This window comes from Chryseobacterium sp. IHB B 17019, from assembly GCF_001456155.1.
Taxonomy (GTDB): Bacteria; Bacteroidota; Bacteroidia; order Flavobacteriales; family Weeksellaceae; genus Chryseobacterium.
The window spans coordinates 3727675-3741920 of sequence record NZ_CP013293.1 but is presented as its reverse complement, the minus strand read 5'-3'; the positions used below and the strand labels follow the sequence as shown (position 1 = coordinate 3741920).

Genomic DNA, 14246 nt, shown 5'->3' with positions numbered 1-14246 from the left:
TTAATTATTTAATCATCAAATATAAGCTTCCTCTTATTTTGCCTTTTTTCTTTTATTTCAGGAATTCCGTGGATTTTATCATACAAATAAGCCATAAGATTCGGTTTTTTATAAATTTTACTGTATCTGTACTGCGTGTGAAAATGTCTCATGTGAATTTTATAAGCATCATACCCGATGACCACCAAAAGACACAAACTGATCACATAAAAAACCCTGAATTCAAGATAATAATACGTTAAGCCCGAGAAAACCGCACCCAGAACATAGGCAATCATAATACTCGATAAAAGCTTGGCCCTTCCGATAAGCTCATCATTTTTTCTGAATTTTTTCTGGGTAAACATCGAAAATAATATTCCCAAATCGGTTGTAGTTCCTGTAAGGTGCGTAGTTTTCACAGAGAAATTGGAGATACTTGCCGTCAAGCCATTCTGCAAACCTGTTGCAAAGAGCATTAATGCAACCAGATATTCGGTTTCCTCCAGTGTTTTGCGGTAATAAAACTGCCCATACATTCCCACAAACAACAGACAGATGATTTCCAAAACCAAAGGCATTGCATGGGCAAAATATTTACTCTTATTATTAAAATTAATAACAATAAAATTCGACACGAAGCTTCCGAAGAAAAAAAGGAAAATCCAGATTCCTACGACCGCAACCTGCGCCCAGTTGCCCTTGCTTATTTCCGCCGCTAAAATGGCGTAATGTCCCGTCACATTTGACGTAAAAGAGAGAAATATCAACAGAGAAGCTATATTTATAGTACCCGCCGTGAAGGCAGTCAGCGTCCCCAATCTGATGTTGTCTCCTAACGTCCTGCTGTTACTATAATTCCTTAACATTTTAATTTTTTTAATGTATTTTATTAGGCTTCCACAAAAATCTCTGCCAGTCTTCCTTTTTCAGGAAGGGTTTCACGAATCTCAACAGAAATTTCATGAGACTTAAGATCTTTACAGTTTTTGATGTAAGGAATCAGGTCAAACTTGCCTTTACCCTTACTTTTTATGGACGAAGAATAATAGGCTTCCTCAATATTTTCCGCTTTTACATAATTATTAAATGTCCGCTGGAAGCTTCCCGTAAAGATGTCACAGACAATCTTATTGATGAGATGAGGATATTTATTTCTGATTATTTCGTAAGCCTCACAAAACTCAACCGGTCTGAGCTTACTGAAAATCACACTTTTCGTATTAAACAAAAGATCCCTGATAGAATCTCCCATATCATATCCCGAAACCAAAAGAATATTGTATTGATTCTGGTAGTCCGAAGCGTCCTTTTCTCTCAGTACCTTTTTCAAAATGTTTAAAGATTCAAGAGAATAATCCGTGGCTATTAAAATTGTTTTGGTCATATTTTTAAGATTTAGTTTATTATTCTTTTTTGATGATACAAAACTAAAATGACCAAATTAAAAGCTCTTTGGAATGGAATTAAAATGTGATTAAAGAAATTAAAATGAGATTAGAAAATTGTTAAGGATGATTAATATTGCGGAAGCATCTTGAATTTTATATTAATTCTCTTCCGATTGTTTCGTGTAAAAATTCGGGAAACGAAGCTGTACCGTTGTGCCCTGATTTTCATGAGAACTCACGGTCAGCTCACCGTGGTGCATTCTTACGATATTTCTTGCCAGAGGCAGCCCGATTCCGTAACCCTCGTAGTTTTTTGTGTTGGAAGCACGAAAAAAAGGATCGTAAATTTTATTCATTTCCAGCTCAGGAATTCCGATTCCGGCATCTTTCACAATAATGTAAACATCTGTATCTGTGGCTCCCAAAGAAACCCTAACTTGTTGGAAGTTGGAATATTTACAGCCGTTTTGAATAATATTGGTAACCGCAAGATGCAGCAATTGTTCGTTACCCTGAACTTTTAATTTTTTTGGATTATCCGGTAACATGCTTATATCCAGATAAATATTGTTTCTTGAATCAATTCTTCGTAGCGTCTCGATAACATCCCACAGCAATTGATCGATCCTGACTTTATCCATTTTCTGGATCTTACCATCAAATCCTGTTTGAGCGATCATCAATAATGCCTTGATCTTTTTGTCCAGTTTTTCAGCTTCATCGAGAATAATCCCCAACGTTTCCTTGTATTCATCGTTGGTTCTGCTGATGGAAAGCGCAACATCCGCTTCACCCATAATCGAAGTAAGAGGCGTTCTCAATTCATGGGAAACATTCCCTATCAGGTGATTTTGGGTTTCAAAAGACGTTTCGATACGGTTCAGCATATCATTAAAGGTATCCACCAATTCATTTAATTCTTTATTATCCGGCTGAGATTCAAGCCTCAAGTGGAGATTTTCAGAACTGATTTCCTTTACTTTTCCTGTGATTTTTAAAATGGGTTTAAATAAAGTTTTAGATAAATAAAAAGAGAAAATCATACTAAAGAACAGCGAAAGTACAATACAAGTTATTAAAGTTCGCTTCAAAAACCCTAAATAATAAACTACATAATGATTTTTGGCGGAAGCTATGGCAATATAATCTTTATCATCATATTTAAAAGTCTGCCCTATATAATAAAACTCTTTGTCATTATAATTAGCCTCTCCGTTTTTTACAATACTTTTAAAGAAATAGTCCGGGATATGGACTTCCTGAGAAATTTTACTAAAATTAGAATCTGTAGGAACCGCAAAAACATAGTCCCTTTCCATTGGCAATTCTTCATCATTCAATCCGTTTAGAATATAATTTGGAGGAAGGTCAAGATCATCTTTGCTTTTTTCAATCTGAATGATTGTTGCCGTACGAATTTTTAGGAGCTCATAAAACCTCTGGTGCGAAAAGTTGACAATCGAAAAATACACCAATCCACTGAACAGCAATATGATGGCAGTAAAAACCAACATCAGAAGCACCATTGTTTTGGTCTGATTTGTGACAACTTTATTAAACATCTTTAAGATTTTTTCAATACATAACCCATTCCTATCACCGTATGAATCAGTTTATTATCTTCCTGATTATCTAATTTTTTTCTTAAATAATTCACATAAACGTCTACAACATTGGTTCCCAGCTCATAATTCACGCCCCAAACCGCATCCAGAATCTCAGCTCTTGAAATAACTTTTTCGGGATTATTCAGGAAATATAAAAGCAATTTGTATTCCGTGGAAGTCAATGTAATCTCTTCCCCTGCGCGGGTAACTTTTTTAGTATAGTCATTTAAAGTCAAATCTGAGAACTGAAAAACATGTTCATTATCTGATTCAGACTCTGTGATTTCCGGCGTATTTCCGTTACTGCTTCTTCTCAGCAGAGACTTCACACGCGCTACTAATTCAATGAATTTAAATGGTTTAACTAAATAATCATCACCCCCACTTTCCAGCCCAAGAACAATATTTTCAGAACTTCCCAGAGCTGTTAAAAATAAAATAGGAACATGCTGATTGGTTTTCCTTATTTCTTTACAGACATCAAGCCCGTTCATTCCCGGCAACATAATATCCAGAATTACCAGATCGAAATCATTTGCCTGGACCAGCTGTACTCCCGTAGGCCCATCAAAAGCCACAGAAACTTCATACCCATTTTCCTGCAATCCTTTCTTAATAAAGGACACAACACTGGTTTCGTCTTCAATCAGGATAATTTTTTTCATTGAAATAAGGAATTTTACAAAAATAGAAAAAAGAAGGGAAACGCAGATTTAGAAATCATTTTTAAATGAATTAAAAGCAAATAAAGCTGTAGAAAAAGTCAGTGACAGTATTGTAAAGAAACTTGTTTTAAAAATCAAAGCCATTATCAACGTAACAGCACAAATAATCATTAAAATAAAAGAGACTGTTTTGTTCATTTTTTAAGTTTTTTAAAATAAAAAACCCTCCGTAAATAATTACAGAGGGTTTTTGTAAGTACCCCAGACGGGACTTGAACCCGTACGTCCTTGCGGACACAGGATTTTAAGTCCTGCGTGTCTACCAGTTCCACCACCAGGGCATGGAGTGGAGCGAAAAACGGGATTCGAACCCGCGACCCCAACCTTGGCAAGGTTGTGCTCTACCAGCTGAGCTATTTTCGCAAAACGTGTGCGGATGAAGGGACTCGAACCCCCACGCCTCTCGGCACCAGATCCTAAGTCTGGCGTGGCTACCAATTACACCACATCCGCGTGTTTTTGTTAAGTTTTATTTTAAAGAACTTGTTTCGTTTTTGTGAGTGCAAATATAGGACATTTTTCTTTAGTTGCAAGAGTTTTCAAAGAATTTTTTAAAATTTTTATATTTTTTTTTCATCACTCGTTTTATTACATTTCATTTTATTACTTTTACATCGTTAATTAATTTAATATGGAATTACAAGGAACGGTAAAGAAAATATTTGATGCTCAGACTTTTGCGAGCGGTTTCCAGAAAAGAGAAATGGTTATTTTGACGCAGGAACAGTATCCACAGCCAATAAACATCGAATTTTTGTCTGATAAAATCAGTTTATTAGATAATCTTAAGGAGGGAGAAAATGTAAAAGTTGGGATCAACATCAGAGGAAGAGAATGGGTTTCTCCTCAAGGTGAAACTAAATATTTCAACTCAATTACGGGATGGAGAGTAGAAAAAGTTTTCGACAATGGTTCGGAGCCTACACAAGCTGCGCCTTCTCAATCTGCATCACCGGTTTCAAACGAAAATCCTTTCGCTGGAGACGAAGACGATGATTTACCTTTTTAATTAAAGAATACTATCAGATAATAATCCTGCTTTTTATTAAGTGGGATTTTTTTTCCTAAAAAATGGTTCGATTAGACAAAAATGAGATTGCATTTCCGGATCCTGAAATTTATGACGGTCATGAAGGCTTAATAGCGTTTGGAGGAGATCTGTCCGTAGAAAGAATCTGGTTTGCCTATCAGCTCGGGATTTTTCCGTGGTATAATCCCGGGGAAGAAATCTTGTGGTGGTGTCCGGATCCCAGGTTTGTTTTATTTCCGGATGAGCTCAAAGTGTCAAAATCAATGAGAAAAGTCCTAAACAGGAATGTTTTTACCTTTTCAGAGAACCAAAACTTTAAAGAAGTGATTAAAAACTGCCAGCAAATCAGCAGAAAAGAGCAAAGCGGAACGTGGCTTTCGGATCAATTGATGGAGTCTTTCATTCAGCTTCATGAATATGGACTGGCAAAAAGTATCGAAGTCTGGCAGAATGAAGAGCTGGTTGGTGGATTTTATGGTCTTCAGATCGGGAATGTTTTCTGCGGCGAAAGTATGTTTGCAAAAGTAAGTAATGCTTCAAAAGCCGGATTTATTCACTTTGTGGAAGCTCATAAAAATGACATTGAATTGATTGATTGTCAATCCCATACAGACCATCTTGAAAGCTTGGGAGCAAGGATGATTCCTAAACAAGAATTTTTAAACATTTTACACCAAAACAATGAACGCAAATAATGAAAAATGGATTCTTCTGGTTGTTTTAAGCATCATTTGGGGATCGTCTTTTATTTTGATTAAAAAATCTTTAGAACATTTCGATCCATATCAGGTGGGAGCTTTAAGGGTTTTAATTGCCGGAATTATTTTAATGCCAATTGCTGTTTCAAAATATAAATTATTTCCGAAAAAACATTTAAAATGGCTTCTTTTGGCTGCATTTACAGGAAATTTTATTCCGATGTTTTTATTTCCGATTGCGGAAACGGAGGTAAGCAGCAGTATTGCGGGAATTATTAATTCGATGATGCCGATTTTCGTGATTATTGTAGGCGCGCTCGCCTGGAAATTTGAAACAACAAAACAGCAGCTTATAGGGATATTAATAAGTTTTGCGGGAGTTTGCCTACTTGCTTTCGGAGGAGATGGCGAAGGTGGAAAATTTAAATTGATTCCTATTTTATTGTTATTACTCGCCACTTTATGTTATGCGGTAAGCACCACTACGGTAAAATCTAAATTAATGGATGTTTCTTCCACCATTTTATCTGCTTTTGTTTTTGCATTTGTTTTATTTTTTCCTTCATTAATTGCTTTAAGCTTCACAGGATTCTTTTCAACATTTAGTTTTGATGAAAATAATCTTACAGGCCTTATGTTTGTAAGCTTATTATCCATTTTCGGAACAGGATTGGCGATGATGATGAATTACCGCCTATTAAAGGTATCTTCGCCTCTTTTTGCATCAACCGTGACTTTGCTGATGCCGATTGTTGCCATTATCTGGGGTATTCTCGATGGCGAAACTTTAAGCTCGTTACAGTTTGTAGGGGCAACCATTATTATAGCCGGACTGATATTTTTAAGAACAAAATCAAATATTATCAAGAAATAATTGTTTTTTTTAAAAAGATAACTCCCTGATTCTAAATCCAGTATACTTTATTTTTGTTTTTTTCTATACTTTTGTGTAATACTTTATTATGTAGTGTTGTCTTAATAACATAACAAAATAAAAAAACACACAATGAAAAAAATTGCAATGTTCTCATTTTTATTAATGAGTATTTTCACTTTATGTCAGGGAATAAAATTTGACGAAGGTAGTTTTGCTAACATTTTAGCTAAAGCAAAAAAGGAAAATAAGCTCGTATTTATTGACGCCTATACTTCTTGGTGTGCTCCCTGTAAACTAATGGCGAAAAATATTTTCCCACTCCAGTCTGTGGGAGATTACTACAACTCCAACTTCGTTAATGCTAAAATAGACATGGAAAAAGGAGAAGGGAAAACTTTGGCAAAAAGATATGCTGTTACCTCTTTCCCCACTTATCTTTTTATAAATGGTGATGGCGAAGTTGTACACAGATTCGGCAGCAGTCTTTCGGAGGCCGAGTTTTTACAGTTGGGAAAAGATGCTACAGATCCGTCCAAGCAATTTTCTTTAATAAAGAAAAAATTTGAAAAAGGAGAAAAAGACCCGATATTTTTAAACACAGCCATTGTTGCCTTTCTAAGCACCGGAAATTCAGACCTTGCAGAAAAAGCTATGGATCAATATTTTAAACAGAAAAGCGACATTAGTGAAGATGATGTAGACCTTATTGCCAGTATGATCTATCAAAAGCCGGAGGGTAAGTATTTTGATTTTTTTATAACTAAAAAAGATAACATCCTAAAAGTCATAAAACCCGAAAGCTATAATTCTTACGAGAAAACCTTCAAAACAAAACGTATTGTTGCCAAGAGCTATGATAAGAAAACCAATAAGTTCAGTGAGTCCATATTCCTTACTGAAGCAGAAAAATATTTCGGAAAAGAAAAAGCTCCTCAGGTTTTATTACAATATAAAGCAGGAGCAGCTTTGCATGATAAAAACTATTCCGGCTATGAAAATTTAATGCTCCAGATACTTCAACATCCGGCATCTTTCAGCTCAGCTGAATTGAATACTGCCGCATGGAATTTCTTTGAGCATGTAAGCAATCCTTCATCATTGGAAAAGGCTCTGGCTTGGGCAAGAGAATCAGTAAGAAAAAGTGAAGGCTATGACAATGCAGATACTTTAGCTAATCTTTACCATAAAACAGGGGATAAAAATAATGCCAAAATCTGGGCTGAAAAAGCAATAGAACTGGCAAAAAGCTCTAATAGAGATTATTCTGAAACAGAGAAACTTTTAAAGAGCCTTTAATTTAAGACAAAACCCTGCACATCTGCAGGGTTTTTATTTTGATTTAAATTAATAATTTTAAAGGCAGCCAATTGTAAACGTCAAGCTTCCACAATTTCCAGACTTTTAATTCTTCTTCTTTACTTTTGCCTTGGCCTTTTTCACCTCATCTTTAATGAAAGGATATTTTTTCTGCATATCCGAAACTAAAGTTGGATCTAAATCTAATGCCTGAAGCAATGTTTCCTTACCTTTGTCCTGTTCTTTCAAGTTGAAATAACAGTTGCTCAGCTGGTAAAACAATTCCGCTCTGTGATGCGCTTTTACAGCTCTGTTTAAAACCAGAATAGCTTCCTCATATTCGCCCAAAAGCATCAATACTTCGGAATAAGCATACCAGTTGTAAAACCTTGAAGGCTCGGCGTCCACCAGTTTTTTAAGACAGGAAAGACTTTCTTCAAACTTACCCGCATCAATGAATAAAAATGCTAACCTTTTTTGATAATCAAGATTATTTTCATTCAGGTGAGTGGCTTCTTTTGCAAAATGCAGCGCCTCCGTCATCCCTCCCATTTCTTCGTAAAGATAAGACTGCTCCATCATGGCAAGATAAAACTGAGGGTCTTCCCTTAATGATTTCTGAAAGGCATTTAAAGCTATAATCGGTTGTTTTAAAGCCTTATAGCAAAGTCCGATTTTATAAAATGTAAATGCTTTCGTGTATTCCAGCTCCAGCATTTCTTCATAGACCTCAATGGCTTTTTTGTATTGACCTAAAGCTTCATAACAAGCCGCTTTATTGGCATAAACACCTACAGAGCTTGAGTTGATCGCCAACAGATAATCATATCCTTTTATGGCTTCTTCATAATTTTTCCTGTTGAAATAATATTGCCCGTACTCAAACCATGCGACTTCAGAATAGGCAAATTCATCCAAATATTCATTTAGAAAGGCAATTGCCTCCTCGTTCTTATTCAAATCTGCAAAGCAAACCATACAGTTTTCCAACGCATAATCGTCCGTCGGATCTTCTTTCAGTGCTTTTCTGTAATGTTTAAGAGCGTTAAAAGGATCCCCTAAATTCACATATTCATCTGCAATGAAATTATGAAGAAAATTCTCTTCTTCTTTTAATTCCAAAGCTTTCTTACAAATTTCAATGGCTTTTTTAGGATTTCCAAGGTTCGAATAATACTTTGCGTAGCAAACCAAAAAGTCTGTGTTTTCCATAGAAGAACCCTTCAGCTCGTCGATAAGCTCTTTCGCCGTATTATAATCTTCCCATTCCAGAAGAATTTCAAGCCTTTTGATCTTGATATCTAAAGAATTGGGATGAAGCTTAAGCCCATAATTAACCGCAGTATCGGCATAATTAAAGTCACCCAGCTCCAGATAGTAGACAATGATATCCTCTAACTCTTCTGTATCAAAGTAGAATTCATCATGGTTTTCCATCATTTCTTCGAACTTTTTTACAAGTTCATTTCCAAAATATTCTTCCAATATAAAACAGTTTTAAGATTTAAGACTTGAGATATGAGATATACAAATACTCGGTTCTGAAAATCTTAGTACTATAAAGTTAATAATAATTCCTTTTTAAAATGATGAATTAGCTGTTAATTTTTTTAAATCAAACTATTGATTTTAGCTATCATGTCATCACCTAATTTATCGGCTTCTTCCTGAGATTTAGCCTCTGTATAGATCCTGATAATCGGCTCTGTATTAGATTTTCTAAGATGAACCCAATTATTTTCAAAATCTATTTTAACACCATCTACCGTAGACACCTCTTCATTTTGATATTCTTTTTCCATTTTAGTTAAAATATCATCAACATTTATCTCCGGAGTCAGCTCAATTTTCTTTTTACCCATGAAATAACTTGGGTATCCGGCTCTTAATTCAGAGACCGTTTTATTTTCTTTAGCCAGATGCGTTAAAAACAACGCTACACCTACCAAAGAATCTCTTCCGTAATGCAAATCAGGGTAAATAATTCCACCGTTTCCTTCTCCGCCGATTACTGCGTTTTTTTCCTTCATTAAAGTAACCACATTCACTTCTCCCACTGCACTTGCAAAATATTCTGAGTTATGGGATTGCGCAACATCTCTCAGAGCACGGCTTGAAGAAAGATTGGAAATCGCCACGCCGTTTTTATTTTTCAATAAATAATCTGCAACAGCAACCAAAGTGTATTCTTCGCCGAACATTTCACCTTTTTCGTCGATTAATGCTAATCTGTCCACATCCGGATCTACTACAACGCCAAAATCAGCATTTTCTTTTTTAACCAATTCACAAATGTCTCCCAAATGTTCTTTCAACGGTTCAGGATTATGAGGGAAATGACCTGTCGGTTCGCAATATAGTTTTACGGTTTCACAGCCCAATTTATCCAACAACATCGGAATTGCAATTCCTCCTGTAGAATTTACCGCATCTAAAACCACTTTGAATTTTTTAGCTTTAATGGCTTCTACATCTACCATCGGCAAATCAAGAATCTGCTGGATATGAATATCAAAAGCATCATCTCTCGTTTCATACTTACCCAAATCATCAACTTCTGCATAATTGAAGTCTTCGCTTTCAGCCAAAGCCAACACTTCTGCGCCATTTTCTCCACTGATGAATTCTCCTTTATCGTTTAACAATTTCAGGGCATTCCACTGTTTAGGGTTGTGGGAAGCAGTAAGGATAATTCCGCCGTCTGCTTTCAGTTCCGGAACCATTATTTCAACAGTCGGAGTGGTAGAAAGTCCCAGATCAACTACATTAATTCCAAGTCCCTGTAATGTCGCTGTAACCAAAGAAGAAACCATTTGTCCGGAAATTCTTGCGTCTCTTCCGATGATTAATGTTAAATCTTTTTTATTTTTTTCATTCTGAAGCCAAGTTCCGAACGCCGAAGCAAATTTTACAACATCAAGTGGTGTCAGGTTATCATTTACTCTTCCACCGATAGTTCCTCTGATCCCTGAAATAGATTTGATTAACGACATTATATTTTTATATTTTTTTAAAGTTTAAATAAATTTTGTGCAAAGATACTTATAAAATAGGAACCTTCTTTTGAATTTTATCATAAGTGTTTTTTACTGCTTTTGGCGGTGCAAAACGATATCCTATATAGATTAATCCGTAGATATTGTTGTTCTCAACAGTATAATTGTCCTTCTCATCATACGCAGACGCATTGAAATTAAGTTTTCCACCAAATAAAAATCGATCTGAATTATATCCGATGTGAAGTCCTCCCGACCCTCTCACGGTAGCATATTGTGCTTTTTCTTTCGGTCCTTTTGATCCATCTTCCAGAGTATCTCTGAAGCTTGTGAATTTTCCTCCGAAACCTACCGTTAAATAAGGAGCAACACTTACTTTATCGGCAATTACCCAATTGTAAAAGTAGCCGATATTAGCTCCAATGTTATATTGATATTCTTTAATTTTCTGGCCATCAAGGACATCCCTGAAAATTGTAAGGTCATAATCTAAAAACGGCACCCAGCTTCCGCTGCTGTTTTTCTGCCATTCGCTCTGTGTATAAATGCTTTTTAACGAAAAATCTTTCTTTAAAACATACGAAGTCGAACCACCGAAGGTCTGCACCCTAAAATCCGGAAACTGCAGATAACCATCTCTTTCTTCCTGCCACCCCGGAATCAGATCCTGCATATTTTCAATATAAAATCCTTTTACATTTTTATAGTAAACCGTCTGGATGAATCTTTTAGGAAAAAACCTTAATCTGAAATCTGTGTAAGAGCTGTTTCCCTTCAATTCATTATCATTATTCCCAGGGAAAAATTTCGGAGCAAAGGATAAAGTGGCACTTATATTTCTGTAATCAAGAGATAATGATGTTTTTGTCTTATTGTTGATGGAAAATTCCATCTCTTTAATCACATTTTCCTGATCCGTTTCTGAAAAGGTAAAACTCTCCAGATTCGTATCCAGATTGACACGGATCATTACCTGATCTACATAAGATTTGATTTTTGTACTGTCGATCTGGGCATCCGCAGGCGTGTACAACAGACCAAGTAAAAAAAGATATGCTGCTTTTGGTTTCAAATAGAGTTAACTTAATATTTCGGAGCTGAAAATAGTGTTTTTTTTAATTCATAGTGTTAAAAACCTATGAACATCCACAATCTTTGTCGCAGTTTGTTCTTTTTGAGCTGAATTTTTTCGGGGCAAAATTCTTCCTGAGTATCTTAAATAAAGAATAGCAGGCAAATGCAACGACCAAAAAAACAATAATATATTGTAAAATAAGCGAATCCATTACTTTAAAATCTGATATGCTATCATCGACACAAAATATGCCAAACCTGTCATCATCACAACCTGTAGGCCGGTCCATCTCCAGCTTTTGGTTTCTCTGTAGACTACTGCGAGTGTGGAAACACACTGCATTGCAAATGCGTAAAATAAAAGTACCGAAACCCCTGTTGCAAAACTGAAAACTTTTTCGCCGTTGGGTTTTACGTCTCTTTTCATTTTATCGATTACTTTCACTTCCGGAGCATCATCTTCCAGGCTGTACAGCGTAGACATCGTTCCTACGAAAACTTCCCTTGCCACGAAGCTCGTCAGAATTCCGACGCCCATTTTCCAATCGTAGCCGAGTGGTTCAATTATCGGCTCAATTCCTTTTCCCATTTTGGCGAGGTAGGAATGATCAAGCTCAACATTCGTGGCTACAAATTGATTCGGCTTCTGTTTTGGACCGAAATAACTCAGAAACCAAATGATGATACTTACAATGAAAATAATTTTTCCCGCTCCGGTAATAAAATCCCAGACTTTACCCAAAACCATTTTAAGATCATATCCGAAAAGCGGTTTTTTATACGTCGGCAAATCCATTACCAGATACGTTTTACCTTTATTTTTAATAAATCTTTTAAGAATTGCTGCGGAAAATAATGCTACGGCGAAACCGAGCAGATACATCCCCATCAACACCAAAGCTTTATATTTTATTCCTAAAAATGTTCCGTCCGAAATAATCAATCCGATGATGATGCTGTACACCGGAAGCCTTGCCGAACACGTCATAAAGGGTGTTACCAGAATGGTTAACAGTCTTTCTTTTAAATTTTCAATATTTCTGGTGGAAATTACCGCCGGAATTGCACAAGCCGTCCCAGAAACCAGCGGAACGATGCTTTTCCCGTTTAATCCAAATGGTCGTAAAAGCCTGTCCATCAGGAAAACAACTCTCGCCATATATCCTGAATCTTCCAGTAAATACAGGAAATACAGTAAAATCCCAATTTGCGGCGCAAATACTACAATTCCTCCGATTCCCGGAACAATTCCGTTGGATATCAATGAGTTGATAGGTCCTTCCGGTAAATGTTCGCTCGTGAAAGCGGCCGTCCATGAGAAGAGATCGTCGATCCAGTTCATTGGATATTCGGCCAGGAAGAAAACGCTTTGGAAGATGATTAATAAAATCATCAAAAAAACTATATATCCCCAAAATTTATGTACTAAAACTTTATCAAGCTTTTCTGTCAATAATTCTTTAAACTGAGGTTTTTTGGATATAACATTTGATAAAATCTTATCAACATGCTGATATCTTCTTACTGTTTCCTGGACCTGTAATCTTTTCGGAACGAGACTTTTAGAATCCGGGTCGTTCATTAACCCCATAATGGATTCGATTCTGCCTAAATCCGTTCCCAAAGAAAGGCTCATCCAGGCTTTGTATTCGTTATCTATCCCTTTATGAGAAGCTACTTTCTGAATAAAATCTTTATGCTCATTCGGCGTTTCGAACGATTGTTTTTCTGCTTTTACAAACTGATTATTTAAAACAGCTTTTTTAATTTCTTCAATACCAATCTGCTCTTTAGCGTTGGTCTGAATAATTTTAATGCCTAAAGCGTCTGAGAATTTTTGAATGTCGATATTAATTCCCCTTCTTTCCGCCTGATCAATCTGGTTTACCACCAAAATCATCGGAACACCAAGATCCTGAATCTGTTGGAATAAAAGAAGTCCTCTTTTTAAGCTTAATGCTTCAAGAATGTAAATAACACCTGCATAATTTTTCTGCTCATCGATAAGAAATTTTGAAAAAATGGCTTCATCTTCCGAGCTCGGGTAAATACTGTACGAACCCGGCAAGTCGATGACCTCAACTTCCTCATTCTTAAAAGTATAATGCCCCGAATGGCTCGCTACGGTAACTCCTGCATAGTTTCCGGTCTTTTGTTTTTTATTGCAAAGTGCATTGAAAACCGTTGACTTTCCTACATTTGGATTTCCGACTAAAAGTACCTGTTTTTTCTGAGTGTCCTGCATTAATTCAATTCTTCGACAATGATATAATCTCCTTCTTCCTCACGAAGGGCGATACGGCTTTTCTCATCCCCAAATTCTACATACATCGGTCCCTTGAAGGGAGCCTGATACAAAATCCTGAACGCGGTCTCCGGAAGAAGCCCCATTTCGATGATTTTATTGGGCATTCTAAGACTGTCATTATCATACCCCAAAATCTTTCCCATTTTGTTTTTGGGAAATCCGCTCAACTTATGTAAATCCTTATCTTTCAAAAGCCTACTTTTTGTGTCTGCAAATATAGGCTATTTAAATTTAATCTAAATAACAATGTTTTATGAAAAAAATC

The 14246-nt window shown here is 36.1% G+C and carries 13 protein-coding genes and 3 tRNA genes; 4 read left to right on the top strand and 12 right to left on the bottom strand.

Annotated features, from left to right (window positions below; translation table 11 throughout):
- Positions 1-8: 8 nt before the first annotated feature.
- The 7 genes from ATE47_RS17320 to ATE47_RS17290 form a co-directional block, all read right to left on the bottom strand.
- Positions 9-848, bottom strand: a complete 840-nt coding sequence (locus tag ATE47_RS17320) for a YoaK family protein (protein WP_062163131.1) — start codon at positions 846-848, stop codon at positions 9-11.
- Positions 849-871: 23 nt separating this feature from the next.
- The gene (locus ATE47_RS17315) at positions 872-1366 is read right to left on the bottom strand and encodes a hypothetical protein (protein ID WP_062163130.1); all 495 of its coding nucleotides are present in this window, start codon (positions 1364-1366) and stop codon (positions 872-874) included.
- A 162-nt stretch (positions 1367-1528) separates the two neighbouring features.
- On the bottom strand, positions 1529-2932 hold the full coding sequence (locus ATE47_RS17310; protein WP_062163129.1) for a sensor histidine kinase: 1404 nt from the start codon (positions 2930-2932) through the stop codon (positions 1529-1531).
- Positions 2933-2934: 2 nt separating this feature from the next.
- A complete protein-coding gene (locus ATE47_RS17305) occupies positions 2935-3642 on the bottom strand; it encodes a response regulator transcription factor (protein WP_062163128.1) in 708 nt (235 codons plus the stop codon).
- A gap of 257 nt (positions 3643-3899) precedes the next feature.
- Positions 3900-3983, bottom strand: a tRNA-Leu gene (locus ATE47_RS17300).
- A 6-nt stretch (positions 3984-3989) separates the two neighbouring features.
- Positions 3990-4065, bottom strand: a tRNA-Gly gene (locus ATE47_RS17295).
- Positions 4066-4073: 8 nt separating this feature from the next.
- Positions 4074-4155 (bottom strand) — tRNA-Leu (locus ATE47_RS17290).
- Positions 4156-4333: 178 nt separating this feature from the next.
- Here ATE47_RS17290 and ATE47_RS17285 point away from each other — a divergent pair.
- The 4 genes from ATE47_RS17285 (at position 4334) to ATE47_RS17270 (ending at position 7603) form a co-directional block, all read left to right on the top strand.
- Complete coding sequence (locus tag ATE47_RS17285) at positions 4334-4711, top strand: DUF3127 domain-containing protein (protein WP_062163127.1); 378 nt, start codon at positions 4334-4336, stop codon at positions 4709-4711.
- 62 nt (positions 4712-4773) lie between these two features.
- On the top strand, positions 4774-5427 hold the full coding sequence (gene aat / locus ATE47_RS17280; RefSeq protein ID WP_062163126.1) for a leucyl/phenylalanyl-tRNA--protein transferase: 654 nt from the start codon (positions 4774-4776) through the stop codon (positions 5425-5427).
- Entirely contained in the window at positions 5414-6304 is an 891-nt protein-coding gene (locus ATE47_RS17275) for a DMT family transporter (RefSeq protein ID WP_062163125.1), read from the top strand. Before aat ends, ATE47_RS17275 begins: the two co-directional genes overlap by 14 nt.
- A 132-nt stretch (positions 6305-6436) precedes the next feature.
- A complete protein-coding gene (locus tag ATE47_RS17270) occupies positions 6437-7603 on the top strand; it encodes a thioredoxin fold domain-containing protein (protein ID WP_062163124.1) in 1167 nt (388 codons plus the stop codon).
- 105 nt (positions 7604-7708) lie between these two features.
- On the opposite strand, the gene ATE47_RS17265 is transcribed toward ATE47_RS17270, so the two are convergent.
- The 5 genes from ATE47_RS17265 to ATE47_RS17245 all read right to left on the bottom strand — a co-directional run bounded on the left by ATE47_RS17265 (position 7709) and on the right by ATE47_RS17245 (position 14172).
- On the bottom strand, positions 7709-9088 hold the full coding sequence (locus ATE47_RS17265; protein ID WP_062163123.1) for a tetratricopeptide repeat protein: 1380 nt from the start codon (positions 9086-9088) through the stop codon (positions 7709-7711).
- A 125-nt stretch (positions 9089-9213) separates the two neighbouring features.
- A complete protein-coding gene (gene glmM / locus ATE47_RS17260; protein ID WP_062163122.1) occupies positions 9214-10596 on the bottom strand; it encodes a phosphoglucosamine mutase in 1383 nt (460 codons plus the stop codon).
- Positions 10597-10645: 49 nt separating this feature from the next.
- Complete coding sequence (locus ATE47_RS17255) at positions 10646-11671, bottom strand: DUF4421 family protein (protein ID WP_062163121.1); 1026 nt, start codon at positions 11669-11671, stop codon at positions 10646-10648.
- A 213-nt stretch (positions 11672-11884) separates the two neighbouring features.
- Positions 11885-13918, bottom strand: a complete 2034-nt coding sequence (gene feoB, locus ATE47_RS17250; protein ID WP_062163120.1) for a ferrous iron transport protein B — start codon at positions 13916-13918, stop codon at positions 11885-11887.
- The gene (locus ATE47_RS17245; RefSeq protein WP_082632634.1) at positions 13918-14172 is read right to left on the bottom strand and encodes a FeoA family protein; all 255 of its coding nucleotides are present in this window, start codon (positions 14170-14172) and stop codon (positions 13918-13920) included. The genes feoB and ATE47_RS17245 overlap by 1 nt, the downstream gene beginning before the upstream one ends.
- Positions 14173-14246 lie beyond the last annotated feature (74 nt).